The sequence below is a fragment of the Rheinheimera mangrovi genome, from assembly GCF_003990335.1.
GTDB lineage: Bacteria > Pseudomonadota > Gammaproteobacteria > Enterobacterales > Alteromonadaceae > Pararheinheimera > Pararheinheimera mangrovi.
Genome location: NZ_CP034683.1, coordinates 1,322,141 through 1,348,729 on the forward strand (window position 1 = coordinate 1,322,141; position 26,589 = coordinate 1,348,729).

The following is a 26,589-nucleotide window of genomic DNA, read 5'->3' on the forward strand; positions in this document are numbered from 1 at the left end:
TTATCCCTCTGTCACATGAGTTAATTGTTCGACAAGAACACGGCGCAGCTGTGATTGTTGATCGGCATCAAGCGCCTGATCCTGTCTCGTAGAAATCATAAAAAAGTCTTCGGCTTTTTCGCCTATGGTGGTGATTTTGGCGGCGTGAATACTGATTTCACATTGCTGGAAGACCGAGCCTATATCAGCCAGTAAACCCGGCATATCCAAAGCCGTAATTTCCACCATAGTGCGGTGTTTGTTTGAACCCGGAATAAACACAACTTTGGGCGCTATATTAAAGGGCCGCATCTGGCGGGATAAACGGGGTTTACCGCGTGCCAGATCCGGTTTACCGCTAATGTAAGTTTCCAGTGCACGTTTGAGGCTTTGTAAGCGGGATGGCGAAGTCACTGGTTCACCATTTTGCTCCAGCACCACAAAGGTATCCATCGCATAACCATCCTTGTTGGTCATGATCTGGGCATCAAAGATATTGACCTTTTTACTGTCCAAAGCTGCCACTAGATGGGCAAATAAGTTGTCCTGATCCTGTGTATAAACAAAGACCTGAGTACTGCCACGGAAGGGGGTTTTATCGACAAGCACCAAAGGCTCGTCCGGGTCTTTATGGCGCAGAATGTGTTCGCAGTGCCAGACAATTTGTTTGGGGTTATAGCGGGCGAAATAATCCGCTTTAATCCGGCCCCATAACTGCAGCACTTCTTGTTCGGTAAAACCTTGTTTTTGCAGTAGCTTCATGGCTTCTGCCTGGTTTTCGCGAATTAAATCGCGTAAATCCATAGGTTTTTCGAGGCCACGGCGGAAGGCTTTTTGCGTGCCTAAATAAAGCTCGCGTAATAACGAACCTTTCCAGTCATTCCATAAGTTGTCATTGGTGGCGCGAATATCAGCCAAGGTCAGGCAATACAAATAGTTAAGTCGGGTTTCGTCGCGCACTTTATCGGCAAACTCAGCAATGACTGCCGGGTCGTGAATATCACGGCGTTGTGCTGTCACTGACATCAATAAGTGGCTTTCGACTAACCAGGCCAGCAACTTACTATCAAAATCACTCAACTTATGCAGCTTGCCAAATTCACGAGCATCCAATGAACCTAATTCTGAGTGATCGCCACCTCTGCCTTTGGCGATGTCGTGAAAAATACCGGCCAGATATAAAATCTCCGGTTTTTCCATACGTTTGACTATATCAGTGCACAGTGGAAACTCGTTTTCGAAACCTGCTTGTGAGTAGCGGTATAAATTTTTCAGCACACGGTGAGTGTGTTCGTCCACTGTGTAGGCATGGAATAAATCGAATTGCATTTGACCGACAATATTGCGCCATGCCGGCAGGTAAGATGCCAGAATACCGTGGCGGTGCATTAGCGTAATGGCTCTGTCCATGCCACGTGGATGGCGGATGATGCTCATAAAAAGCTGACGGCAGGCTTCATAATCCTGTAAATCGCCCATCAGACGACGCCGGACTAAACGCAATAATCGAATGGTATCGGAGTGAATGCCGGTGATATTGGAGTTGTTCGCTATATGCCAGAACAATCGCAGAATATTTTCACGACGGGCAAAGACTGCATTGTCTGTGGCACGAATTAAATGACCGGTCAGCTCAAAGAAGTCATCCAGCTTTTGCTGTTTCAGCTTGCTTTGGCTATTAAGAATACTGCCGTCAAAATGCTGCAGCAACATATCGTTTAGCTCTGCGACCCGTTGCACTGTCTGGAAAAACCGTTTCATCATTCGTTCAACAGAGGCTTTACCATCATCACCAAAACCCAGCCGTTTCGCGACAGCAGGCTGATAGTCAAACAAAATACGGTTTTCGTTGCGGCCAGATTCAACGTGCAGAGCAAATCGCATTTGCCATAAATAAGCTTCACACTCCATCAGCTCCTGGTATTCATCTTCGGTCAGGTACTGATAAGCCACCAGTTCGCGCATGGTTCTGGTATTAAAGTGTTTTTTCGCCACCCAACCTATAGTTTGGATATCACGCAGACCACCAGGGTTGGCTTTTAAATTCGGTTCTAAGTTGTATGCTGTGCCGTGGTACTGGGCATGACGCTGTTGTTGCTCGTCACGTTTGGCCTGAAAAAATGCTTGAGAAGTCCAGAAGTTATCTTTACAGACTAAAACCTGAAGCTCATCAAACAGCTCTTTGCTGCCAGTCAGCAAGCGCATTTCCATCAGGTTGGTGGCAATGGTGATGTCTTCTTTACCCAGCGTCACAGACTCTTTCACGCTACGCACGCTGTGGCCTACTTCTAAACGTAAGTCCCACAGCAGGGTAATAAATTGGCTGATTTGTTCTCTTTGCTGAGCGTCGAGTTTACTGTCGGTCAGTAACAATAAATCGATGTCAGAGCAGGGGTGCAGTTCACCCCGGCCATAACCACCAACTGCTATCAGGCTGATTTTTTTGTGTTTATGCAGATCAAAATGCTGCCATAAAGACACCAGAACCTCGTCGATAAAACGGGCCCGGGCTTTAACTAAACTGCCAACGGTTTGATGTTCGAAGGCATTTTTCAGCCAGTCGTTAAACTCAACAAAATGCTTTTTATAACTATCCAGAGTACATAAACCGGGTAAAGACTTGTTAAACGCCAGCGCCATGTTCATTTGCTTTACCTCAGGTCTTAAGCGGCCGTCGTCTGTCTGCAGACTTACTCGGCCGTGACTATTCGTTCTATGGTGTCGTCGGATCTCAGAGTTAAAATTTCGCAGCCTGTCTCTGTGACGACAATAGTGTGTTCAAACTGCGCTGATAAACTACGATCTTTAGTTACAACCGTCCAGCCGTCTTTTAACAATTTACTATGACGCTCGCCAGCGTTGATCATTGGCTCTATAGTCAAACACATACCTGTTTTTAAGGTATCACCTGTGCCAGGGCGGCCATAATGCAGTACCTGTGGGTCTTCGTGGAATACCTGACCTATGCCATGGCCACAGTATTCACGCACTACTGAGTAGCTGTGTTTTTCGGCATGCTGCTGAATCACAAAACCTATATCACCTAAACGGGCACCGTTTTTCACTTTACGAATGCCCATATACAGACATTCCTGTGTCACCCGTATTAAACGGTCCGCCATAATGCTTGGCTTGCCAATCACAAACATTTTGGAGGTATCACCGTGGTAACCATCTTTAATCACAGTGATGTCGATATTGATAATGTCGCCATCTTTGAGTTTCTTCTCTGCTGAAGGGATACCGTGGCAAATTACCTGATTGACCGAGGTACAGATGGATTTTGGAAAGCCGTGGTAATTCAGCGGGGCAGGGATAGCCTGCTGCACATCTACAATATAATTGTGGCAAATCGTGTTCAGTTCTTCGGTGGTGACACCGGCTTTGACGTAGGGCTCAATCATCTCTAATACTTCGGCTGCTAATTTGCCTGCCACACGCATTTTTTCGATCTGATCTGCTGTCTTAATAATCGCGGCCATGCCATCTCTCTCTGCTGTAAAAATACACATTTCATTGTGTTTCAAGGGTGCTTATGGTATAAAGCGCGCCGCGATTTGGCAAATCAGATTCTGCTAAAAACGCAAAACGCAGATTAAAACTGCAATTAACTAAACAACACACATACATCGACACATAATCCGGGGTGCTGCAACTCATTGAGTTACGGTCGGTTTTATGGGATGTATGGAGGCCCAACCCCATTACTAAGGAATATTTATAATGGCAAAAGTTTCTATGCGCGATATGCTCCAGGCGGGCGTACATTTCGGTCACCAAACACGTTACTGGAACCCAAAAATGAAGCCATTCATTTTCGGCGCTCGTAACCGTGTTCACATCATCAACCTGGAACAAACTGTTCCAATGATGAACGATGCTTTAGCTTTCATTCAGTCTGTTGCTGCTAAAAAAGGCAAAATCCTGTTTGTTGGTACTAAGCGCGCTGCCTCTGAAGCAATCAAAGAAGCTGCTTCTCAAGTTGACCAGTACTATGTAAACCACCGTTGGTTAGGTGGCATGCTGACTAACTGGAAAACTGTTCGCCAGTCTATCAAGCGTTTAAAAGATCTGGAATCTCAAAGCCAGGACGGTACTTTCGACAAGCTGACTAAAAAAGAAGCTTTAGACCGTACCCGTGAAATGGACAAGCTAGAAAAAAGCTTAGGCGGTATCAAAGACATGGGCGGCTTGCCTGATGTTCTGTTTGTGATCGATGCCGACCACGAACACATTGCAATTAAAGAAGCCAACAACCTGGGTATCCCAGTTGTATCTATCGTTGATACTAACTCTGATCCTAAAGGTGTTGACTATGTGATTCCAGGTAACGATGACGCTATCCGCGCTATCCAGTTATACCTGGGCGCAGTAAATCAGGCCATCACTGAAGGCCGCAGCAAAAACATCGAAGTTCAGGCTGAATCTGAAAACTTCGTAGCTGCTGAGTAATTGCATTGTCTCTGTAGCCTTGTAATCAAGGCTACATAAAGCAAGTTTAAACTTACAGGGGCATTTGCCCCTGTTTGTCCACGAAAAAATTTTGCGAGGAACTCCCCATGGCTGTAACTGCCGGTTTGGTAAAAGAATTACGCGAGCGCACTGGCGCTGGCATGATGGACTGCAAAAAAGCTCTAGAAGAAACTGCAGGTGACATCGAAGGCGCAATCGAATTAATGCGTAAAAATGGTCAGGCTAAAGCTGCCAAGAAAGCTGGCCGTATCGCCGCTGAAGGTACTGTGATCACTCGCGTTGGTAACGGTTATGCTGTTGCAATCGAATTTAACTGTGAAACAGATTTCGTAGGCCGTGACGCAAGCTTCCTGGCTTTCGCTAACGCTGCTGCTGATCTGGCTCACGCCAACAAACTGTTCACTGTAGAAGAGCTGTCTGCAGCTCAACTGGGCGACAGCACTGTTGAAGAAGCACGCGCGACGCTGGTGACTAAAATCGGTGAAAACATCAACATCCGTCGTATCGCTGTAGCTCAGGGTGACGTGATTGGTCAGTACACTCACTCAGGCCGTATCGGCGTGTTAGTGGTACTGGAAGGCGGTAACGAAGATATCGCTAAAGACGTTGCTATGCACGTTGCTGCTAACAACCCTTCATTCCTGACTCCAGAGTCAGTACCAGCTGAAGTTGTTGCTAAAGAGCAAGAAATCCAGATCGAAATCGCTATCAACAGCGGCAAGCCAAAAGAAATCGCAGAGAAGATGGTTGCTGGTCGTATGACCAAGTTCACTGGCGAAGTTTCTTTAACTGGCCAGATGTTCGTAAAAGATCCTTCAATCACTACTGGTGATTTCCTGAAACAAAACGGTGCTAAAGCTGTTAGCTACATCCGTTTAGAAGTAGGTGAAGGCATCGAGAAGCAGGAAACTGATTTCGCTGCTGAAGTCGCTGCTCAAATCGCTGCTGCTAAGAAGTAATTTACGCTTTAGCAATGCTTTGAAACCAGCTAGAATAACCGCGACCTGACCTTTGTCTGTCGCGGTTTTTTTTGTGTGCAGTTTAGGAAGTACGGCTGATTGTGTTAACCCAACATGCTGTATGACCTGACAATATGCAAGTAATCGACAGTAATGGTTATACCTTCCAGATAAATGAGGACCTCATGAGCAATCCAAAACTCGCCTACAGAAGAATTTTATTAAAACTCAGTGGTGAAGCCCTGATGGGTGAAGAAGGCTTTGGTATAGACCCTAAAGTGCTGGATCGGATGGCTCAGGAAATCAAAGAGCTGGTTGAATTAGGTATCCAGGTCGCCATAGTCATAGGTGGCGGTAACATTTTCCGTGGCGAAGGTTTAGCAAAAGCTGGTATGAACCGTGTGGTTGGTGACCATATGGGTATGCTGGCGACAGTGATGAACGGTCTGGCCATGCGTGATGCGCTGCACCGCGCTTTTGTAAACGCTCGTCTGATGTCAGCAATTCCTCTGAACGGTGTGTGTGACAATTACAGCTGGGCTGAAGCCATTAGCTTATTAAAATCTGGCCGCGTGGTGATTTTTTCTGCAGGTACAGGTAACCCGTTTTTTACTACCGACTCAGCCGCTTGTTTACGTGGTATTGAAATTGAAGCCGATGCTGTATTAAAAGCTACTAAAGTAGACGGTGTCTATTCAGCTGACCCGGTGAAAGACCCAACTGCAACTCTGTACAGCAAGTTAAGCTATACAGAAGTATTGGAAAAAGAATTAAAAGTCATGGATTTAGCGGCCTTTACGCTGGCCCGTGACCATAACATGCAAATTCGTGTATTCAATATGAATACGCCAGGTGCACTGAAACGTGTGGTGCTGGGTGAAGAAGAAGGCACAGTAATCGACCACGCTGAAAAATTACAGTAAACTAACTGCCACTTTTTTGGTGTAGCAAAAAAAGGATAGCCAAAGTGATTAACGATATTCTCAAAGACAGCAAAACCCGGATGGAAAAAAGCGTTGAAGCGCTGAAAGGCCAATTGTCCAAAATCCGTACCGGCCGTGCTCACCCAAGTTTATTAGACGGCATTCAAGTGTCTTACTACGGTGCCAGCACACCGTTACGTCAGGTGGCCAACGTGTCAGTAGAAGATGCCCGTACTCTGACCATCAGCGTATTTGATAAAACTCTGATCCAACCTGTAGAGAAAGCTATTCTGCAGTCAGATTTGGGTTTAAACCCAATGAGCGCTGGTACCACTATTCGTGTGCCATTGCCTCCACTGACTGAAGAGCGTCGTCGTGATTTAGTTAAAGTTGTACGTAACGAAGCTGAAGGTGCGCGTGTTGCTGTACGTAACATCCGCCGTGACGCTAACGCTGATCTGAAGACTTTATTAAAAGATAAAGAAATTGGTGAAGACGATGAACGTAAAGCAGCAGACGAAGTTCAGAAGCTGACGGATGCCTTTGTGAAGAAGGTTGACGAAGTTTTAGCGGACAAAGAAAAAGAGTTGATGGAAGTTTAATCAACCTCGCCCTGATTAGGGAAATAGCGCCGTGTAGGGTATACTTCGCGGCGTTTTTTATTATTGTGACAAGGTCAGATTCAGATGACAGAAGTGCAAACCGCGTTACAAAACGCGTTGCCACAACATGTCGCCATTATCATGGACGGCAACGGACGCTGGGCTGAACGGCAAGGCAGACCCCGGGTATGGGGCCATAAAAAAGGCGTGGACGCAGTGCGTCGTGCTGTAAGCTTTTGCCGTAAATTAGGTATCAAATCACTTACCTTATTTGCCTTTAGCAGTGAAAACTGGCGTCGGCCTGAAGACGAAGTTAGCGGGCTGATGCAACTGTTTTTACTGGTATTACAGCAGGAAGTGAAAACCCTGCATAAGAACAATGTACGGCTGAATATTATCGGAGACTTGTCTCCTTTTAGCGACAAACTAAAACAACATATTAAAGAGGCGCAACAGCTTACTGCTCAGAATACAGCTTTGACCCTGAATGTTGCCGCTAACTATGGCGGACGCTGGGACATAGTGCAGGCAACACAACAGTTAGCTCAGAAAGTGGCTAATGGTGAGATGACCGCTGCACAGATTGACGAACAAATGTTATCAGGTTGCATGCAGATGCATGACCAGCCGGAATTGGATCTGATGATCCGCACCGGTGGTGATGTGCGCATCAGTAACTTTTTGTTGTGGCAAGCTGCTTATGCTGAGTTATGGTTTACCGAAACCTTATGGCCTGACTTTGATGATCAGGTGTTTTCGGAAGCTTTGGCAACCTACGCCAGTAGAGAAAGGCGTTTTGGTTGTACCGGAGCTCAAATCCGTGAGCTGGCAATGCGTCCGATACAAGGATAACCAATTTGTTTAAGCAACGAGTTATTACAGCCCTGATCATGGCGCCTTTGGCGTTAGCCGCAGTATTTTTCCTTCCTTTACACTATTTTGCTATTTTTATTGCCGCCGCTTTTTTAATTGGCGCCTTGGAATGGAGCTTGTTTTGTGGCTACAAAACGAAGTCCAGCCAATATAGTTTCGTCACAGTTGTGGCGCTGAGCATGGCGCTTATTTACTGGCAACTGCCTTACACCGCTTATTGGCCTGTGCAACTTGATGCGCTGAGCAACGGCTTGTTGGCAATAGGCGTTATATGGTGGCTGATTGCTGTACTTTTGGTATTAAGTTACCCGCGTAGTAGCCAAAGCTGGGAAAAAGGCCATTTACGCCGTGCTTTAATGGGCTGGCTGACGTTAGTGCCAGCCTGGACAGCCTTATTATTAATTCGTTCTGTCGATTTTCATCAATCCAGTTACACAGGTGCCTGGTTAATTTGTTTATTGCTGGGGATTGTCTGGGCCGCTGATATTGGTGGCTACTTTATTGGCAAACCTTTTGGTAAACGCAAATTATTGCCTGCTGTCAGTCCAGGTAAAACTCTGGAAGGCATGCTTGGCGGCGTGGCCTTTGTGATGCTGCTGGTCACTGCTGTGGCTTATTATCAAGGGTTTCCGGAAGAAACCGCAGTATGGTATCTGGCTGCTTTGGTGTTAACGATTTTATCGGTGTTTGGTGATTTAAGTGAAAGTATGTTTAAGCGTGTTGCAGGCTTAAAAGACAGCGGCAGCATTATCCCGGGGCACGGTGGTATCTTAGATCGCATCGACAGTCTGACCGCCACAGCACCACTTTATGCCGTATTAGTTGCACTGATTGGGGGCTTCGCGTAATGCGGACTCTAGTGATCCTTGGTGCTACAGGCTCAATTGGCTGCAATACGCTGGACGTTGTGGCCATGCACCCCGATGACTATCAGGTGCTGGGCTTAACTGGCGCCACTCAGGTCGATAAGCTTTTTGCGCAAATTCAGCAATTTAAACCACGTTACGCGGTGATGACAGACCCGCTAGCCGCAGACCAATTACGTCAACTGGTAAAAGAGGCCAATCTTCCGACCGAAGTCTGGGCTGGTGCTCAGGCGCTTTGTGATTTAGCTGCTCACCCAGATGCAGATATGGTAATGGCGGCTATTGTTGGCGCTGCAGGTTTATTGCCGACTCTGGCTGCGGTAGAACAAGGCAAAACTGTTTTACTGGCGAATAAAGAAGCGCTGGTGATGAGTGGTGAGCTGTTTATCAATAAAGTGCAGCAGCATGGCGCGACTTTGTTACCTATTGATAGCGAACATAATGCTATTTTTCAGTGTCTGCCTTCCGCCTTACAGCAAAATACCGCCACCCAAAAATTATCTGATTACGGTATCAGCAAGCTATTGCTGACAGGCAGTGGTGGTCCGTTTTTACGGAAAGACCTGAATGAGTTTTCTGCTATCACACCAGCTCAGGCAGTGGCTCACCCAAATTGGGTGATGGGCCAGAAAATTTCAGTCGACAGTGCCACTATGATGAATAAAGGCTTGGAGTTTATTGAAGCACGCTGGTTGTTTAACTGTGCTGCAGACGATATTCAAGTGGTTATACATCCGCAAAGCATTATCCATTCAATGGTGCAGTACACTGACGGTTCTGTGTTGGCACAGTTGGGCCAGCCTGATATGCGCACTCCAATAGCTCATGCGCTGGCTTACCCACACCGTATTCAAACTACTGTAAAACCACTGAATTTTTTTGAGCTGGCAGACTTTAGTTTTTCCAAACCTGAACCTCAACGTTACCCTAATTTATATCTGGCGATAACAGCTTGTGGTTATGGTCAGGGCGCAACTACAGCACTAAATGCAGCCAACGAAATAACGGTCGCTGCTTTTTTAGCTGGCCACATTCGCTTTACCGATATAGCTCTGTTAAACGAAAAAGCATTGGAGCGTTTTGCCACTATAAAAGCGCCTGATTTAGAAAGCATTCTGGATCTTGATCAACAAGCCAGAGCTTATATGCAAGACCAACTGAAAAAGGTGAGTTAATGTCGGGTTTCGTTTGGAATTTAATCAGCTTTGTGGTTGCTATTGGCCTGCTGGTCACTGTGCATGAGTTTGGTCATTTCTGGGTGGCGCGAAAAAACAATGTGCTGGTGAAACGTTTTTCTATAGGTTTTGGTAAAGCCATTTACCGCTGGCGTGATAAGCAAGGCACAGAGTTTGTCATAGCCATGATCCCGTTAGGGGGTTATGTCCGGATGCTGGATGAGCGGGTAGACCCGGTATTACCGCAGTTTAAAGACTTAAGTTTTAACAGCAAAACAGTAGGGCAGCGTATGGCTATTATTGCTGCTGGCCCTATAGCTAATTTCCTGTTTGCTATCCTGCTGCTGTGGGGCATGTACCTGATAGGCGTGCCGAACATTAAACCTGTGATAGGGCAGGTGACAGCAGAATCCATCGCTGCTAAAGCTGGTGTTCCTTCTAAGGCGCAGATCACCGCTATCAACGGAGAACCGGCCGAAGACTGGCGGGCCATTAGCTTATTGCTGGTTGAGCAAGTCGGCAGTCCTGCCGTAGATATTACAGTGCAGCAACTTGAGGGTAGCGATCAAAGCTATCAGCTGGATTTAACAGATTGGGTTTTTGATCCGGATAAACAAAGCGTATTTGGCAGCTTAGGCTTAGAACCACTGCGTCCGGAAGTGTTGAATGAAATCAGCCAAATCCAGCCAGGTTCTGCAGCTGAAGCTGCAGGTTTGCAGTTAGGTGATAAATTAGTTTCGGTGGACGGCAAAACAGTCACCGACTGGAATGCTGTGGTGACGCTAGTGCAAAACAGCGCAGAACGGCCACTGTTGTTTGGTATTGAGCGTAACAGCCAGCCTATGGATATTCTGGTGACTCCGCAAAGCCGTGAAACCGCGGATGGTTTTCATCAGGGCTACCTTGGTGTCAGTCCAAAAGTATTGCCCTGGCCTGAACATTTATTGTTCACTCAGCAATATGGCCCTGTACAGTCGGTCTGGGTTGGGGTAGAAAAGACCTGGCAATTGGTGCGGTTAAGCTTCTCAATGATTGGAAAATTCATTTTTGGTGATATTTCTGTCAAACATTTAAGCGGTCCAATTTCGATAGCACAAGGCGCTGGAAGCAGCGCAGATATTGGCTTGATTGCCTTTATTTCCTTTTTAGCACTGATCAGTGTCAACCTTGGGGTGATAAATTTACTGCCCCTGCCTATTTTGGATGGTGGCCATTTAATGTATCTTGTGCTGGAACTAATACGCGGCAAACCTGTCTCTGAGAAGGCGCAGGAGCTGGGTTTCCGGATCGGAGCTCTGTTGCTGCTGACATTAATGGGAATTGCGCTGCTCAACGATATTTCTCGTTTGTAATAAACTAATCAAAAGTAGTCCAAAACAATGACAATTAAACGATTAGTAGCTGCGATGTTACTTGCTGGTTTAAGTAACTCGGTGCTCGCTGAACAATCATTTACTGTGCAAGACATTCAGGTCGAAGGCTTGCAGCGTGTTGCGCTTGGTGCAGCATTAAATAATTTGCCGTTTAATATCGGCGATACCATCACTGAAGCATCCTTATCGCGCAGTATTAAAAGTCTGTACGCGGCGGGCCACTTCGACAATATTCAGGTATTTCGTGACGGCAATACCGTCATTTATCGCTTAAAAGAGCGTCCTACCATTAACAATATAGAATTTGATGGTAATAAAGACATCAAAGAAGAACAGTTGAACGAAAGTTTGACAGGCCAGAAAATTATTGTTGGTGAGCCTTTAGATAAAACCGTGATCAAAGAAGTTGAAAACGGTTTAACTGAGTTCTACCATGGCGTGGGTAAATACAACGCTGCGGTTCAAATGAAGGTGACTTATTTACCTCGTAACAGGGTCAATCTGAAAATCGAATTCGAAGAGGGCGATGCCGCTTCTGTTCGTCAGATCAACGTGGTTGGTAACGAAATATTCAGCGACGAAGAACTGCTGAAAAATATCGAATCTATGTACGATCTGCCCTGGTGGCGTTTCTTATCGTCAGACCGGTATCAGAAGCAAACTTTGCAAGGCGACTTTGAAAAAATCCGTAGCTACTATCTAGACCGTGGTTATCTGCGTTTTAATATCGATGCCAACCAGGTTTCTGTCAGTACGGATAAAACCTCTGTCTACGTCACAATGAACGTGACTGAAGGTGAACAATACACTATCACTGGCGTTGACTTTGTTGGTGATCTGATTGGCCAGGATGCTTTTATCAAGGCACTGTTACCCTTAAAAGCCGGCCAGTTGTATAACGGCGCTCTGGTGACCTATACAGAAGAAAGTATTGCCAAGTTACTGGCACGTTTTGGTTATGCCAACTCGAAAGTCCGCACTATTCCGACTATCGATGATGATACCAAAGAAGTGGCTTTGACCATCAGCGTTGATCCTGGCAAACGTGTTTATGTGCGTCGTCTGGAAGTGGCAGGTAATGCGTCGACGAAAGACGAAGTTATTCGTCGTGAAGTTCGCCAGATGGAAGGTGCATGGTTATCTAACGATGCGCTTGAACTGTCTAAAGAACGTATTCAGCGCTTGCCTTACGTCGAAAAAGTTGAATTTGAAACCAAAGAAGTCGCAGGAGTAGATGACAAGGTTGACGTCAGCTACAAAATTAAAGAGCAGCCATCAGGTAACTTTAATGCAGGTATTTCTTATGGCGACTTTCAGGGCCTGTCTTTCCAGATTGGTGTGGAACAGCAAAACTTCTTTGGTACAGGTAACTCTGCGGGTATCAGCTTAAGTACCAACAGATACAACAAACAGATTTCATTGTCTGTGACCGACCCATATTTCACACTGGATGCGATAAGTTTAGGTGGCCAGATATTCTATTCAGATACTGACTATTCCAGCTTGTCTTCGAACTTAGAAGCTTATAAACAAAAACGTTATGGTTTTGGTGCTTCTGTTGGTTATCCAATCAACGAATACAACAGATTAAACTTCGGCACTAACTATGCGGTAAACGAAATTAATTCATTATCTGAATATGACCAGTTACGTCATTTCAGAGCTGTGTTAATGGATAAAAACGATCCGGATGGTGGTTACAAGTTTACTAACTACGAGCTGATCGCCAGCTGGGTTCAAAGCACATTAAACCGTGGTTTGTTTCCGACTGCTGGTCATGAAATAGTACTGAGTGGTCGTGTGACCACACCAAATTCCGATTTACAGTATTATAAAACTACATTTTCAGCCCGTAAGTATATTCCGCTGAGTAACGACCATCGCTGGTCTTTCTTAAGTAAGCTGGATTTAGGTTATGGTAACGGTTACGGTAATAAAGACGGTTATGACTACACATTACCCTTTACCGAAAACTTTTATGCCGGTGGTCAGAACTTACGTGGTTTCGAAGCCCGTATTATCGGCCCACATGCGATTTACCGTCAGGTTAGCACAGTGCCTGGATTGCCGAATCCAACAACAGGTTCGGGTGGACCTTACCCAACGGACCCAAGCTTCGACACTTATTTAGTGTCTCCACGATCAACGGGTGGTAATGCCATGGCTATTGCTACCCTTGAATTAATCACACCAACACCTTTTGTTGGTGAGGATTATGTGAACCAGATACGTACCAGCTTATTTGTTGATGCGGGTAACGTCTGGGACACAGAGTTTGACCTTAGTCGTTACAATGGCTTAAACCCGTCATCAAGTCAGAATTTCAATAGTCCGGCATTGCTGGATTATTCTGACCCGGGTTTGATCCGTGTTTCGACAGGTTTATCTGTACAATGGATTTCACCTATGGGTCCATTGACATTTAGTTTGGCTAAAATCATCCAGAAAGAAGAGGGTGATGATCAAGAAAACTTTAGTTTCAATATTGGTACTACATTCTAAATTTATGGGAAAGGGAAACACATGTTTAAGCAAAGCTTAGCAAAAACTGCATTGGTACTGATGGCTGGTCTGTTGATGGCCGGTACTGCTGCAGCAAAAGAAATGAAAATTGGTATCGTAGACGTGCAGGCTATTGTTGCCCAGTTGCCTCAAACAACCACTATTCAAAATACATTAAAAGCTGAGTTCGAAGGCCGCATTGCTGAAGTGCAAAAGCTGGAAAAGGACATCGCATTCAATCAAGAAAAATTAAAGCGTGATGGTGCGACCATGAACGACAAGCAGAAAAAAGATCTGCAGGCCGAGATGGAAAAGCAAATGCGCAGTTATGAGCAGTTAGCTCGTCCTTTGGATGAAGACTATCGCACCCGTCAGGCTGAAGAACGTAACAAGCTGATGGGGTTAGTGAAAACTGCTATCGACAGTCTTGCGAAAAAAGACAACTACGACCTGATCTTAAATGCTCAGGCTGGTGTGTTTGTTAAGCCTGAATATGACATCTCTAATGCTGTTGTAGCTCAGGTGAGCAAAGCCAAATAATGGCAAAGCTTACTTTAGCTTTTATAGCTGAGCAGTTAAATGCTCAGCTAATTGGAGACGCCACGGCACTGATTAGTGCCGTTGGTACTTTGGAAGAGGCGACAAGCCAGCAGATCAGCTTCTTATCTAATAGTAAGTACCGCAAGTTTTTGCAATCGACTCAAGCCGGTGCTGTACTGATTAAAGCTGATGATGTGAGCTACTGTCCGGTTAATGCGCTGGTGGTAAATGACCCTTATGTGGCTTTTGCTAAAATAGCCCAATTATTAGATTCAACACCTGCTGCCGCTTATGGGCGGGGGCAGAATATAGTGATAGACCCTTCAGCTACAGTGCCTGATACAGTCGTGATAGGCCCCAATGTGGTGATTTCCGCTGGTGCCGTCATTGGTGAGAATGTACAAATTGGCGCTGGTTGTTTTATTGGCGAACGGGTTCAAATCGCCGATGGCTGTAAAATCTGGCCTAACGTAACCTTTTATCATGGCGTAAAGCTTGGTAAAAATTGTCTGGTACACAGCGGTGCTGTGATAGGTGCAGATGGCTTTGGTTTTGCTAACGAACGTGGGCGCTGGCTGAAAATTCCTCAGGTTGGTACTGTCATCATAGGTGACGATACCGAAGTGGGTGCCAATACCACCATAGACCGTGGCGCTTTAGGCGATACAGTGATTGGTAAAAACGTGATTCTGGACAATCAGGTACAAATTGCTCATAACGTGCAAATAGGCGATCACACAGCCATTGCAGGTTGTACAGTTGTAGCTGGCAGCACTAAAATTGGCCGTTATTGTATTATTGGTGGTGCCTGCGCTATTAATGGTCATATGGAAATTTGTGACGGCGTGCAAATTACCGGCATGTCGATGATTATTAAATCCATCACTGAAAAAGGTATTTATTCATCCGGTACTCCGGCCAGCACCAATCTGGAATGGCGGAAAAATAGCGTCCGGTTTCGTCAACTGGATCAGATGTATCAAAAATTACGGGAACTTGAGCAGCAAATGGCAGCTTTGTCCCTACCGCCTTCAAAAGACGAATAATATAAAAGAGGTTCACTTTGGCTAACCAATTGAATATCCTTGAAATACAGGAAATCATGGCCTTGCTGCCACATCGCTATCCATTCTTAATGATCGACCGGGTTCTTGATTACACGCCGGGCGAATCTTTAACTGCTATTAAAAACGTCACAATCAATGAGCCGATCTTTACCGGACACTTCCCTACTATGCCAATTTTCCCTGGTGTATTAATTCTGGAAGCTTTGGCTCAGGCCACTGGCATTTTAGGTTTTAAGACAGTGACAGAACGCTCTGAAAACGAGCTGTATTTATTTGCTGCTATCGACGAAGCTCGTTTCAAGAAACCTGTTGTTCCTGGCGATCAATTGGTGCTGGAAGTGAAGTTTTTGAAAGAACGCCGTAATTTGTGGAAGTTTTATGGTGAAGCCAAAGTGGATGGCCAGGTCGTTTGTAGTGCTGAACTGATGTGTGCCAGAAGAGAGCTTTAATATGATCCATCCTACCGCTGTGATAGAACCCGGTGCCGTACTTGGTCAAAACGTCAAAGTTGGACCATTTTGTTATATTGCTGCTAACGTGGTGATTGGCGATGACACAGTGCTTGAATCTCATGTGGTGCTGAAAGGCCCAACCGTCATGGGCAAAGGCAATCATTTTTACCAGTTCACCAGCATAGGTGAAGATTGCCAGGATAAAAAATATAATGGCGAGCCGACAGAACTGATTATTGGTGACAACAATGTGTTCCGTGAAAACTGTACTGTGCATCGTGGTACTGTGCAGGATAAAGGCGTCACCCGTATTGGCTCGAATAACCTCTTTATGAACAATACCCACGTTGCTCACGACTGTGTGATTGGCGATAACGTGATTTTTGCCAGTGGTGCTCAGTCAGCTGGTCATGTACATATTGGCGATTGGGCTATTTTAGGTGGCATGAGTGGTATTCACCAATTCTGCCATATAGGCGCTCACGCCTTTATCGGCGGTGGTTCTATAGTGGTGAAAGACGTACCTCCTTACCTGATGGCGCACGGCTCACATGCTGTACCTGCTGGTTTAAACCTTGAAGGTTTAAAACGCCGTGGCTTTAGCAGCGATGCTATTTTGGAAGTACGTCGGGCTTACAAAGAAGTCTATCGTAAAGGTTTAACAGTGCAGGAAGCTTTGGATGCTCTGGCAGAAAAATCTGCCGAATTCCCGGAAGTCAAAGCCTTCACTGATTTTATCGCCAACTCCAGCCGTGGCATTATTCGCTGATGGTTGAGTTGCAATCCAAGGTTGCTCCTTGTTCAGTGAAAATCGCCTTAGTCGCCGGGGAACACTCCGGCGATATTTTAGGTGCTGATTTAATCCGTGCTTTAAAGCTGCTGTATCCGCAGGCTGAATTTTACGGCATAGGCGGTGAGCGCATGAAAGCGGAAGGCTTTCAGGCTTTGTTTGATATGGAAGAGCTGGCGGTGATGGGCATAGTGGAAGTCTTAGGCCGCTTGCCTCGCCTACTGCAAGTGCGCAAAGAGCTGCTAGCTAATCTTACTGCCACACAGCCTGATGTCTTTATTGGCATAGATGCGCCGGATTTTAATATTCCGGTGGAGCTTAAACTCAAAGCCGCTGGTATTAAAACTGTGCATTATGTCAGCCCTTCGGTCTGGGCATGGCGGCAAAAACGTATTTTTAAAATAGCCAAAGCGACCAACATGGTGCTGGCGTTATTGCCTTTTGAAAAAGCCTTTTACGACAAGTTTACTGTGCCTTGTAGTTTTGTTGGCCATACGCTGGCTGATCAAATGCCTTTGCAGCCAGATAAAGCCGCTGCTAAAACAGAACTTGGTTTAAAACCAGAAGCACCAGTGCTGGCGATCATGCCTGGCAGCAGAACCAATGAAATCAAATTATTAGCTGCAGATTACCTGCTTGCGGCAGCAGAGCTTAAAGCTCAGCAACCTGAATTGCAGCTGATTTGTAATATGGTAACAGAGCAAAAAGCAGAGTTGTTCCGTCAGATCAAACAGCAGATTGCCCCTGATCTAGCAGTGCAACTGGAAATAGGCAAAGCCCGAACGACGCTAACGGCGGCTGATGCAGTCTTTATCGCCTCAGGCACGGCCACTTTAGAAGCCATGCTGGCCAAAACCGCTATGGTGGTGGGCTATAAGATGAACTGGCTGACGCACCAAATTGCCAAACGCTTAGTGAAACTGAAATTCTTCAGCCTACCGAATTTATTGGCTGATAAAGCTTTAGTGACAGAACTGCTGCAAGAGCAGGTCACAGTGCAGAACTTAGTCATGGCTATGGCACCTTTATTACAAGATCAAAATGCGCAGCAAGCATGTGTGGGCTCTTTTACAGAGCTGCATCAACTGATCCGTTGTAACGCCAGCGAACAAGCAGCTGCGGCAATAGCAAAAGTGATGGAAAACCCTGTATGAGTGTGAAAGCTCTGAATGCTGAAACCTACCAAAGACCACAAGTTCAGCTGATTTGTGGTGTTGACGAAGTAGGGCGCGGTCCCCTGGTTGGCGCTGTAGTGACAGCTGCTGTGATCCTTGACCCGAATAACCCTATTGTTGGTTTAAACGATTCGAAAAAACTGTCAGAAAAAAAACGCCTGCAGCTTGCTGAAGAAATTAAAGCTAAAGCCTTAAGCTGGAGTTTAGGCCGGGCTGAAGTGCATGAAATTGATAGCTTAAATATCTTACACGCTACTATGCTGGCGATGACCCGTGCTGTACAGGGGCTGCATATCAAACCCGAATGGGCTTTGATAGACGGCAACCGTGTGCCTAAAGATATAGGTGTGCAGGCCAGTGCTGTGGTCAAAGGCGATGCTTTAGTGCCTGAAATCAGCGCAGCTTCTATTTTGGCTAAAGTGGCGCGGGATGACGAAATGCAGCAACTGGATGCCGCTTATCCGCAGTATGGTTTTGCGGGTCATAAGGGGTATCCGACCGCAGAGCACTTAGCTGCAATTAAAACTCATGGTGTGATTAACGAGCACAGACGTAGTTTTAAACCTGTCCGCGACGTATTGGAGTCTGTTGTGGGGGCAGCTCATGGCTGATCCGGGTTTTATTCATTTACGGGTGCACAGCGACTTTTCGATGGTCGACGGCATCAAAAAAATAAAGCCTATAGTCAAAGCGGCGAAAGAGCTGAATATGCCTGCGCTGGCTTTAACAGACCAGATGAATATGTGTGGTCTGGTGCGTTTCTACAGTACAGCGCATGAAGCTGGTATTAAGCCGATTGTCGGGGCTGATTTGTGGGTGCAGCATCCGCTGTTTCCGGGCGATGGCTGTCGGTTACTGATCCTGGCTTCAGACAATACTGGCTATCAGAATCTGACTATGTTGCTGTCCAAAGCTTATTTACGCGGCCATGTGCAGCATAAACCGCAAATAGACCACGACTGGCTGGTGGAATACAAAGAAGGCCTGATTGTATTATCAGGTGCCAAAGATGGCCCTCTCGGCAAAGCCTTAATCAAAGGCAATGCCCCCAGCGCTTTGGCTTTAGTGCAGTTTTATCGTGAACATTTCCCAAATCGGTTTTTTATTGAACTGACTCGCACCGGTCGTCCTGACGAAGAAACTTATATTCAGGCTGCAGTAGAACTGGCAGAACGTGAACAGTTGCCTGTGGTTGCCACGAACGAAGTGGTGATGTTAAGCCCTGATGATTTTCCGGCCCATGAAATCCGGGTGGCTATCCATGATGGTTACACCTTAGAGGATAAAAGACGGCCGAAAAACTACAGCGAACAGCAGTACCTGCGCTCGGCAGATGAAATGCTGGAGCTGTTTTCCGATATACCAGAAGCCTTACAAAACTCAGTTGAAATCGCCAAACGTTGTAATGTCACCATACGATTAGGCGAATACTTCCTGCCGGCTTTCCCGACTGGTGGTTTATCTGACGCTGACTTTTTGGTATTAAAATCCAAAGAAGGTCTGGAAAAACGTTTGCTGCAGTTATTCCCGGATCCGGAAGTACGTGCGGTCAAAAGGGGCGAATACGACGAACGTTTAGACATTGAACTTGGCGTAATCAACCAGATGGGATTCCCTGGTTACTTCCTTGTTGTTATGGAATTTATCCAGTGGAGTAAAGATAACGATATTCCGGTTGGCCCAGGCCGGGGTTCTGGTGCTGGTTCTTTAGTGGCTTATGCTCTGAGTATTACCGATCTGGACCCGCTGGAATTTGATCTGCTGTTCGAACGTTTCTTAAACCCTGAGCGGGTCTCAATGCCCGACTTTGACGTCGACTTCTGTATGGACAGACGCGACGAAGTGATAGAACACGTTTCCGACATGTACGGCCGAGAAGCTGTATCGCAAATTATCACCTTCGGTACTATGGCGGCCAAAGCGGTAATTCGCGACGTAGGCCGGGTGCTGGGTCATCCTTATGGTTTTGTTGACCGCATCTCCAAATTGATACCGCCAACACCAGGCATGACACTGGAACAGGCTTTTAAAGAAGAGCCACGTTTACCTGAATTGTACGCTGCCGATCAGGAAGTCAAAGATCTAATCGACATGGCGCGTCAGCTGGAAGGTGTAACCCGAAACGCCGGTAAACACGCCGGTGGTGTGGTAATAGCGCCGACTAAAATTACCGACTTTGCCCCTGTGTACTGTGACGAAGAGGGCAATAACCCTGTCACTCAGTTTGATAAAAACGATGTGGAATACGCAGGTCTGGTGAAGTTCGACTTCCTCGGTTTACGCACACTGACTATCTTGCAGTGGGCTGTGAATATGACCAACGAGCGTCTGACCCGTGAAGGCAAGCCGCTGGTGGATATCAATACTATTCCGCTGACCGACCGCAAGAGTTTTGACGTGCTGATGAAAGCAGATACCACAGCGGTATTCCAGCTTGAATCCCGTGGTATGAAAGACTTAATACGCCGTCTGCAACCCGACTGCTTCGAAGATATGATAGCCCTTGTGGCTTTATTCCGTCCTGGTCCTTTGCAGTCAGGCATGGTAGATAACTTTATCGACCGAAAACGCGGCCGTGAAGAAATCTCTTATCCGGATTCCACCTGGCAACACGAGTCGCTCAAGCCTATCCTGGAGCCGACCTACGGCATTATCCTGTACCAGGAACAGGTCATGCAAATCGCGCAGGTCTTGTCTGGTTATTCACTGGGCGGCGCTGACTTATTACGCCGTGCTATGGGTAAAAAGAAACCTGAAGAGATGGCCAAACAGCGCGATACGTTCCGTGATGGTGCTGTGGCCAATGGCGTCGACGCCGAACTGTCGATGAAAATTTTCGACTTAGTAGAGAAGTTCGCAGGCTACGGTTTCAACAAATCTCACTCCGCGGCTTACGCGCTGGTGTCGTACCAGACGCTGTGGATGAAGGCGCATTATCCGGCTGAGTTTATGGCCGCTGTAATGTCTGCCGATATGGATAACACCGACAAAATTGTTATTCTGGTGGATGAATGTGAGCATATGAAGCTCAAACTTATTCCGCCTGATGTGAATTCTGGTGAATATAAATTTACGGTAAATCGTCAGGGCCATATTGTTTATGGCATAGGCGCGATAAAAGGTGTGGGGGAAGGTCCGGTTGAGGCTATCTTAGCTGCGCGGGCTAAACACGGAACATTCACAGATTTGTTCGACTTCTGTAATAAAGTTGATTTAAAACAGCTGAACCGCCGCGTGATTGAAAAGCTGATTTTATCCGGCGCTATGGACCAATTAGGCCCACACCGTGCTGCTATGATGGCAACTTTAGAAGAAGCGATGAAAGGCGCAGAGCAGCAGGCCAAAGCCGAAGCTATGGGCCAATCTGATTTATTTGGTTTAATGGCTCCAGAGCCAGAAAACGCAGCCAGTGCCTTTAAACAAGTGCCGATTTGGCCGGACGAAGTATGGCTGGAAGGCGAACGCGAAACCTTAGGTTTATACCTGACTGGTCACCCTATCAACAGGTATCTGGTGGAGTTACCTCATTACAGTTCTGGCCGTTTAGTCGATATGCAGCCAGGCCGCCGGGATCAGGTGGTGCATGCTGCAGGTTTAGTCTTGTCTGTGCGCACTATGATCAATAAAAAGGGCAGACGTTGGGCTATTGTCACTTTGGATGACAAATCTGCGCGCTTAGATGTACGTTTTTTCCCCGAACAGTTCGAAAACTTCGAGCATTTGCTGCAAAAAGACAAAATTTTGGTGGTGTCGGGACAGGTCAGCTTTGATGATTTCAGTGGTGGCCTTACAATGTCCGGCCGCGAAGTAGTGGACATTATAGCTGCGCGGGAAAAATGCTTAAAATCCTTGACCTTAACTGTACATCAGCAGCAAATGGGACTGGATTATCTGCAAAAACTGCAGCAAGCTATGCACGAATTTAAATTAGGCACAGTGCCTGTGAAGCTGGTGTACCAGCGTGACGAAGGTCAAATCACAGTGGCATTGGGCACCGAGTGGTGGGTAACACCTACCGATGCTTTGTTGCATCAATTGCGACAATTAGCAACAATACAACTGGATTTTCATTAATTAGGTAGTGACAGTCGATGATGCTGAATTATTTAGAGTTTGAGCAACCGATTGCGGAACTTGAAGCCAAAATAGAAGAACTTCGCAAAGTAAGCCGCAATGGCGAGTTTGATCTCGGCCTTGAAGAAGAAGTAAACAAGCTGAAGGAAAAAAGCTTAACTCTGACCAAAAAGATCTTTGCAGAATTAGGTGCCTGGCAGGTTGCTCAGTTAGCCCGTCATCCGTTGCGTCCTTACACGCTGGATTACATCAAACATATTTTCACTGACTTTGACGAGTTTGCTGGTGATCGTACTTTTGCCAACGATCCGGCCATTGTCTGTGGTACAGCCCGTTTAGGTGACAAAACTGTGATGGTGATAGGTCATCAAAAAGGCCGTGACACCTCAGAGAAAATCAAACGTAACTTTGGTATGCCAAAACCTGAAGGCTACCGTAAAGCATTACGTATGATGGAAATGGCTGAACGTTTTAATTTGCCCATCATCACTTTTATCGACACTCCTGGTGCATACCCTGGTGTTGGCGCTGAAGAGCGTGGTCAAAGTGAAGCTATAGCCCGTAACCTTAAAGTGATGGCAGGTCTGAAAGTGCCGGTGCTCTGTACTGTGATCGGTGAGGGTGGCTCTGGTGGTGCTTTAGCCATTGGTGTCGGCGATCAGGTCAATATGCTGCAATACAGTACCTATTCGGTGATTTCACCTGAGGGCTGTGCTTCTATTTTGTGGAAAAGTGCGGATAAAGCGCCAATAGCTGCCGATGCCATGGGCATTACAGCACCACGTTTAAAAGAGCTGAATCTGATTGATGACATCGTCAGTGAGCCTTTAGGTGGTGCACACCGCAATCACGAACAAATGGCGCAAAGCTTAAAGCAAGCCCTGTTACGTGATTTAGCCAAGCTGGAGAAACTTAGCCTTGCCGAGCTACTGGACAGACGGTATAAACGCTTAATGTCTTTTGGTTATTGCTGATATAGCCGTTGTGCCTGAAGCTGTATAAAATCAGCGGGCATACTGGGTAAAGGGCGGATAAAAACCGCCCTGCAAGCCGCCGTAAGGCGGTTTTTTTATGTTTTGAGGCATTGTCTTTGAATAGTTTGTCAGCACCACTGCGCTTAACGATCCAACAGTTGGGTTTAAACCAGCTGGTGCTGGGGTTGTCCGGTGGGCTGGATTCTATGGTGTTGCTAGAGTTATGCCATCAGCTTGCTCTGGATACAAGTATTGGGCTCAAAGCCGTCTATATCCATCATGGCTTAAGTGCCAATGCCGATCTGTGGGCAGAGTTTTGTCAGCAGCAATGCCTTAAGCGCGGCATTGCTTTTGAAGTGCAAAAAGTACAGCTGAACCCGACCGCCAACATTGAAGCTCAAGCCAGAGCTGCGCGTTACTCAGCTTTAGCTGCATTTATTAATAGTCCCCAAACCGCTTTATTAACGGCTCATCATGCCGATGATCAACTCGAAACTTTATTATTGGCTTTAAAACGTGGTGCAGGTCCGGCAGGTTTATCTGGTATTGCAGCTTTGCAGCCTTTTGCTTCTGGTTGGTTAGCGCGGCCTTTATTAGATTTTAGCCGTGAGCAATTGGAAGCTTTTGCTCAGCAGCAACAGCTGCAGTGGATTGAAGATGAAAGTAATAACGACAGCAGATTTGATCGTAACTTTTTGCGGCTGCAGGTGATCCCTTTATTGCAACAACGCTGGCCAGCGTTCCGGCAAAATGCGCTGAGGTCTGTGGCTCATATTCAGCAGCAACAGCAGTTTGTTGAAAAACAGCTTGATCAGCTATTACCCACTGTAATGCATGGTGCTGAATTAGATTTAAAACTACTAACAGCACAAGACTTAACCACACAAAAGCTGCTGGTGCGCCGCTGGTTGGCATTAACAGGGCTTAATCCATCAACCGACTGGCTGGAGCGATTCTTTTCGGAGCTGATTGGTGCTAAAGCCGATGCTCAGCCTCTGCTGGAGCTGGATGTTTACCAAATCCGTCGTTTTGCCAACAAGGCTTATATCACGCAAGTTACAGAGGTTCCGCAGGCAGGGGTTTTGCTCGAATTAAAAGCCGGGCAGCAACTGAACACTGTTGTAGGGCAGTTTCTGCTCAATAGTGAAGGCAAGGGCACAGCCTTGTTATTAATTGACGAGCCTTTATATCTGGTGTTTGGGCTTTTTAGTTTGCCTTTTAAACCAGCAGGCGAGCGGCAAAGCAAAGAGTTGAAACAATGGTTGAAGTTATGGGCTATTCCGCCATGGCAACGACTGCAGTTGCCTGTGCTGGTGCAGAATAATCAGGTGGTGGCAGTGCTTGGCTTAGCCTCTAACACCGCGCAACAGCACGCTACTGCCTTTATCGACTGGCAGAAAGGCTAGAGCAAAATTGCAGGCAAAAAAAAGGGCTTTTGGATCTTCTGTCCTTTAGCCCTAATGTACGACGACTAAAACTTTTGACTACTTAGGTCAGGCCTGATTCAACAGCGCGACTTTCACCGCGTTTTTACCCGCTTGTTTAGCTTGTGATAAAGCTTCATCGGCACGGCTGAATAACAACTCAGATTTTTGATTAGGTGCTAGTTGAGCTAAGCCCGCACTTGCTGTCACAGCAAACTGATTGCAGACATGATGTTGATTAATAGCTTTCACTAACCTATGAGCCACCAGCTCAGCCGATAAGGCATCATCTGCTGTCAGTAATATGGCAAATTCATCACCGCCAAAACGGAATAAACAATCACTGGCTCTTAAGGTTTGACGCATCGCATCTGCTACTGCAATCAACACATCATCACCGGCAGGATGGCCAAAGTTATCGTTGGTTTGTTTAAAGTTATCCAAATCCAGCAAAATTAACGCACAGGCTTCCTGACGTCTGTTGGCCAGTTGCACCGCTCGTTCAAACTGATCGTCAAAATTACGTCTGTTGCCTAAGTCCGTCAGACTGTCTTTTAACGCCAATTGCTGCAAACGAACCACCACTAAGGTATTTCGCAGCGGATACAGCCATTGCCGTTCCAATTGCCACAACTGATGCTGGATTAAAGGGGTAAAAGCCTGATCGGACTGGTAACTCAACTCGGCCAGACATTGATCGTTCAGCATTAACACACTGCGGTGCTCAAAATTACCATCTTCTGAACCTGGCGCCAGGTATTTACCTACAGCCGTTTGTAATTGAATGGAACGCAGAGGCAAAACTTTGCCAGCGGCCATTGAATAGATTTGTAGCTGATCAGCAAGATCTAAGCTGGTTTGTAATTGTTCTGGCAGAGTTGCCGGATCAGTGGACAAACCAGACCAGTGGGGCTGACTGGTGATGCCAGCATAACTGGTTCCACTTAATGTCATATCTTGTAAGCCAAATAATTCCACTGCCGATACTCCGGAGCATATCTAAGATAGCTGGAATTTGCAGGTATTGTGCCACTTTAATAAGTGAATGATATTATTGATTTTTTCAATTATGCAGTTTTAGCTGACGATTTTTTGACGGCAAGGGCAGGCTAAAAATTGCCATGGGTTAACTGCGTAAAAAATCCAGCATTTCCGGCATTTGTTGCATCGCATCCTGATAGCCAATTTCAATAAGCCTTTTGGTGTAGGATTTTTCAAACAGCAGGTAGCTGGTTAAGCTCGACTCTGAGTGCTGAGTAATACCTGTTAAACGCAATAAGCTGCGAACAGCCATAGGGAGCTGCAAAAAGTGCTGGCTGGCAATTTCGTTAAAATTAACACTGGGGTTAATTAAAAAGCTTTCAACTTTCTTCAGATCGGTAGGAATATTGTGCGCACTTAAGGTATCAACTGTTTTATTGATCCTGTTCATTCGTTCTAAATCGGCATTGAGCGTGTCCGAAAAGATAGTGTCCAGCAGGTGACCTGCGACTGTAGCTAAACCCGGATGATGCGGCATAGCGTTCGCTAGGTCGCGGGCACGGGGTTGCTCCAAACCTATGATCAGTATCTTTTCTGCACCTAAGTGAATTGGCGAGCTCAGAGGCGACAATTGGTTGACAGAACCGTCACCATAATAATGCTGGTTAATCCGTACCGAAGGGAATACCAGCGGAATAGCTGCGGACGCCAATAAATGATGAATACCCAATAAAGTCTTTTGGCCGCAACGTTTTGCTCTGCGCCATTCTTTGGCTTCATTGCCCTGGAAAAAGGTGATGGAGTCGCCTGTGTTGTAACTTGATGCTGTCACTGAGACACTGGATAAATAGCCGCCTTGAATGTTGCGGTCTATGCGCTGCAAATCAACAATATTGTGCAGCAGCAAACGTAGCGGCTTGTTATCCAGCAAACTGACCGGTCTTTTATTGGCGTAATCTGTTTGAAAAGCCGTTAAAAAACCTCGTAACAAGTGCCAACCCAGACGCAAATAATCTGAGTAATACACCTGGTGGGTGTGAAAATTACGCCAGACCCATTCAATTTTTTTAACACCCAAATGAAAACAAGAGGCGTAACAGGCGATCCCTGTGGCATTGATGGCGCCTGCTGAGGTTCCACAAATAATTTCAAATGGAATTTTACTGTTGCGTGGATAATGCTGGGCCAGCGCTTTGAGCACACCGACCTGATAGGCCGCTCTGGCTCCACCACCTGTCAGCAGTAAAGCAACTTTTTTATTGGTGTTTTCACCTTTTTTGCTATCAGTCACTGAAACTTCTTAACTCTTTAGAGACTCTCTGTTTATATATTGCTGAAAAGCAAAATAAATGCAACGCTATAGCCTGTTTTTCAACGGCTTAATATC

22 protein-coding genes are annotated in these 26,589 nt (G+C 46.2%); 18 read left to right on the plus strand and 4 right to left on the minus strand.

Annotated elements, in window-relative coordinates; all coding sequences use genetic code 11:
- Both glnD and map read right to left on the minus strand, forming a co-directional pair.
- A complete protein-coding gene (gene glnD / locus EK374_RS06005) occupies positions 1 to 2,625 on the minus strand; it encodes a [protein-PII] uridylyltransferase (protein ID WP_127021068.1) in 2,625 nt (874 codons plus the stop codon).
- A 44-nt stretch (positions 2,626 to 2,669) separates the two neighbouring features.
- Positions 2,670 to 3,461: a type I methionyl aminopeptidase gene (gene map, locus EK374_RS06010; protein WP_127021070.1), complete on the minus strand. Its 792-nt coding sequence runs from the start codon at positions 3,459 to 3,461 to the stop codon at positions 2,670 to 2,672.
- A gap of 241 nt (positions 3,462 to 3,702) precedes the next feature.
- Here map and rpsB point away from each other — a divergent pair, with 241 nt between their 5' ends.
- The 18 genes from rpsB to tilS all read left to right on the plus strand — a co-directional run bounded on the left by rpsB (position 3,703) and on the right by tilS (position 24,203).
- On the plus strand, positions 3,703 to 4,431 hold the full coding sequence (gene rpsB / locus EK374_RS06015; protein WP_008900631.1) for a 30S ribosomal protein S2: 729 nt from the start codon (positions 3,703 to 3,705) through the stop codon (positions 4,429 to 4,431).
- A 107-nt stretch (positions 4,432 to 4,538) separates the two neighbouring features.
- The gene (gene tsf, locus EK374_RS06020) at positions 4,539 to 5,411 is read left to right on the plus strand and encodes a translation elongation factor Ts (protein WP_127021072.1); all 873 of its coding nucleotides are present in this window, start codon (positions 4,539 to 4,541) and stop codon (positions 5,409 to 5,411) included.
- Positions 5,412 to 5,596: 185 nt separating this feature from the next.
- Positions 5,597 to 6,334, plus strand: a complete 738-nt coding sequence (pyrH, locus tag EK374_RS06025) for a UMP kinase (protein WP_008900629.1) — start codon at positions 5,597 to 5,599, stop codon at positions 6,332 to 6,334.
- 44 nt (positions 6,335 to 6,378) lie between these two features.
- A complete protein-coding gene (gene frr / locus EK374_RS06030; protein ID WP_127021076.1) occupies positions 6,379 to 6,936 on the plus strand; it encodes a ribosome recycling factor in 558 nt (185 codons plus the stop codon).
- Between the two features lie 84 nt (positions 6,937 to 7,020).
- Positions 7,021 to 7,788: a polyprenyl diphosphate synthase gene (uppS, locus tag EK374_RS06035; RefSeq protein WP_127021078.1), complete on the plus strand. Its 768-nt coding sequence runs from the start codon at positions 7,021 to 7,023 to the stop codon at positions 7,786 to 7,788.
- A 5-nt stretch (positions 7,789 to 7,793) separates the two neighbouring features.
- On the plus strand, positions 7,794 to 8,657 hold the full coding sequence (locus EK374_RS06040) for a phosphatidate cytidylyltransferase (protein ID WP_127021080.1): 864 nt from the start codon (positions 7,794 to 7,796) through the stop codon (positions 8,655 to 8,657).
- On the plus strand, positions 8,657 to 9,850 hold the full coding sequence (gene ispC / locus EK374_RS06045) for a 1-deoxy-D-xylulose-5-phosphate reductoisomerase (RefSeq protein WP_127021082.1): 1,194 nt from the start codon (positions 8,657 to 8,659) through the stop codon (positions 9,848 to 9,850). The genes EK374_RS06040 and ispC overlap by 1 nt, the downstream gene beginning before the upstream one ends.
- Positions 9,850 to 11,202 carry a sigma E protease regulator RseP gene (gene rseP, locus EK374_RS06050; RefSeq protein WP_127021084.1) on the plus strand — a complete coding sequence of 451 codons (1,353 nt, stop codon included), beginning with the start codon at positions 9,850 to 9,852 and terminating at the stop codon, positions 11,200 to 11,202. The genes ispC and rseP overlap by 1 nt, the downstream gene beginning before the upstream one ends.
- A gap of 27 nt (positions 11,203 to 11,229) precedes the next feature.
- Positions 11,230 to 13,725, plus strand: a complete 2,496-nt coding sequence (bamA, locus tag EK374_RS06055; protein WP_127021086.1) for an outer membrane protein assembly factor BamA — start codon at positions 11,230 to 11,232, stop codon at positions 13,723 to 13,725.
- Positions 13,726 to 13,746: 21 nt separating this feature from the next.
- Entirely contained in the window at positions 13,747 to 14,265 is a 519-nt protein-coding gene (locus tag EK374_RS06060; RefSeq protein ID WP_127021089.1) for an OmpH family outer membrane protein, read from the plus strand.
- Positions 14,265 to 15,311: a UDP-3-O-(3-hydroxymyristoyl)glucosamine N-acyltransferase gene (lpxD, locus tag EK374_RS06065; protein ID WP_127021091.1), complete on the plus strand. Its 1,047-nt coding sequence runs from the start codon at positions 14,265 to 14,267 to the stop codon at positions 15,309 to 15,311. Before EK374_RS06060 ends, lpxD begins: the two co-directional genes overlap by 1 nt.
- A gap of 17 nt (positions 15,312 to 15,328) precedes the next feature.
- Positions 15,329 to 15,781 (plus strand): 3-hydroxyacyl-ACP dehydratase FabZ, encoded by a 453-nt coding sequence (gene fabZ, locus EK374_RS06070; protein ID WP_127021093.1) that lies wholly within the window; start codon positions 15,329 to 15,331, stop codon positions 15,779 to 15,781.
- A gap of 1 nt (position 15,782) precedes the next feature.
- Entirely contained in the window at positions 15,783 to 16,553 is a 771-nt protein-coding gene (gene lpxA / locus EK374_RS06075) for an acyl-ACP--UDP-N-acetylglucosamine O-acyltransferase (protein ID WP_127021095.1), read from the plus strand.
- A complete protein-coding gene (gene lpxB / locus EK374_RS06080) occupies positions 16,553 to 17,728 on the plus strand; it encodes a lipid-A-disaccharide synthase (RefSeq protein ID WP_127021097.1) in 1,176 nt (391 codons plus the stop codon). Before lpxA ends, lpxB begins: the two co-directional genes overlap by 1 nt.
- Entirely contained in the window at positions 17,725 to 18,360 is a 636-nt protein-coding gene (rnhB, locus tag EK374_RS06085; RefSeq protein WP_127021099.1) for a ribonuclease HII, read from the plus strand. Before lpxB ends, rnhB begins: the two co-directional genes overlap by 4 nt.
- Positions 18,353 to 21,823, plus strand: coding sequence for a DNA polymerase III subunit alpha (dnaE, locus tag EK374_RS06090; RefSeq protein WP_127021101.1), 3,471 nt, complete (start codon positions 18,353 to 18,355; stop codon positions 21,821 to 21,823). Before rnhB ends, dnaE begins: the two co-directional genes overlap by 8 nt.
- Positions 21,824 to 21,840: 17 nt before the next feature.
- Complete coding sequence (gene accA, locus EK374_RS06095) at positions 21,841 to 22,797, plus strand: acetyl-CoA carboxylase carboxyl transferase subunit alpha (protein WP_127021103.1); 957 nt, start codon at positions 21,841 to 21,843, stop codon at positions 22,795 to 22,797.
- 116 nt (positions 22,798 to 22,913) lie between these two features.
- On the plus strand, positions 22,914 to 24,203 hold the full coding sequence (gene tilS, locus EK374_RS06100; RefSeq protein WP_164731828.1) for a tRNA lysidine(34) synthetase TilS: 1,290 nt from the start codon (positions 22,914 to 22,916) through the stop codon (positions 24,201 to 24,203).
- Between the two features lie 87 nt (positions 24,204 to 24,290).
- Here the strand turns inward: tilS and EK374_RS06105 are convergent, their stop codons facing one another.
- Together EK374_RS06105 and EK374_RS06110 are read right to left on the minus strand one after the other, a co-directional pair.
- Positions 24,291 to 25,199 carry a GGDEF domain-containing protein gene (locus EK374_RS06105; protein WP_127021107.1) on the minus strand — a complete coding sequence of 303 codons (909 nt, stop codon included), beginning with the start codon at positions 25,197 to 25,199 and terminating at the stop codon, positions 24,291 to 24,293.
- Between the two features lie 148 nt (positions 25,200 to 25,347).
- Positions 25,348 to 26,493: a patatin-like phospholipase family protein gene (locus EK374_RS06110; protein WP_127021109.1), complete on the minus strand. Its 1,146-nt coding sequence runs from the start codon at positions 26,491 to 26,493 to the stop codon at positions 25,348 to 25,350.
- Positions 26,494 to 26,589 lie beyond the last annotated feature (96 nt).

Bases quoted from the DNA above. Each gene is read 5' to 3' on its own strand.
- glnD (WP_127021068.1), bottom strand. From the start codon at position 2,625: ATGAACATGGCGCTGGCGTTTAACAAGTCTTTACCCGGTTTATGTACT.
- uppS (WP_127021078.1), top strand. From the start codon at position 7,021: ATGACAGAAGTGCAAACCGCGTTACAAAACGCGTTGCCACAACATGTC.
- rseP (WP_127021084.1), top strand. From the start codon at position 9,850: ATGTCGGGTTTCGTTTGGAATTTAATCAGCTTTGTGGTTGCTATTGGC.
- ispC (WP_127021082.1), top strand. From the start codon at position 8,657: ATGCGGACTCTAGTGATCCTTGGTGCTACAGGCTCAATTGGCTGCAAT.
- tsf (WP_127021072.1), top strand. From the start codon at position 4,539: ATGGCTGTAACTGCCGGTTTGGTAAAAGAATTACGCGAGCGCACTGGC.
- map (WP_127021070.1), bottom strand. From the start codon at position 3,461: ATGGCCGCGATTATTAAGACAGCAGATCAGATCGAAAAAATGCGTGTG.
- EK374_RS06060 (WP_127021089.1), top strand. From the start codon at position 13,747: ATGTTTAAGCAAAGCTTAGCAAAAACTGCATTGGTACTGATGGCTGGT.
- lpxA (WP_127021095.1), top strand. From the start codon at position 15,783: ATGATCCATCCTACCGCTGTGATAGAACCCGGTGCCGTACTTGGTCAA.
- pyrH (WP_008900629.1), top strand. From the start codon at position 5,597: ATGAGCAATCCAAAACTCGCCTACAGAAGAATTTTATTAAAACTCAGT.
- rnhB (WP_127021099.1), top strand. From the start codon at position 17,725: ATGAGTGTGAAAGCTCTGAATGCTGAAACCTACCAAAGACCACAAGTT.
- bamA (WP_127021086.1), top strand. From the start codon at position 11,230: ATGACAATTAAACGATTAGTAGCTGCGATGTTACTTGCTGGTTTAAGT.
- accA (WP_127021103.1), top strand. From the start codon at position 21,841: ATGATGCTGAATTATTTAGAGTTTGAGCAACCGATTGCGGAACTTGAA.
- dnaE (WP_127021101.1), top strand. From the start codon at position 18,353: ATGGCTGATCCGGGTTTTATTCATTTACGGGTGCACAGCGACTTTTCG.
- lpxD (WP_127021091.1), top strand. From the start codon at position 14,265: ATGGCAAAGCTTACTTTAGCTTTTATAGCTGAGCAGTTAAATGCTCAG.
- lpxB (WP_127021097.1), top strand. From the start codon at position 16,553: ATGGTTGAGTTGCAATCCAAGGTTGCTCCTTGTTCAGTGAAAATCGCC.
- rpsB (WP_008900631.1), top strand. From the start codon at position 3,703: ATGGCAAAAGTTTCTATGCGCGATATGCTCCAGGCGGGCGTACATTTC.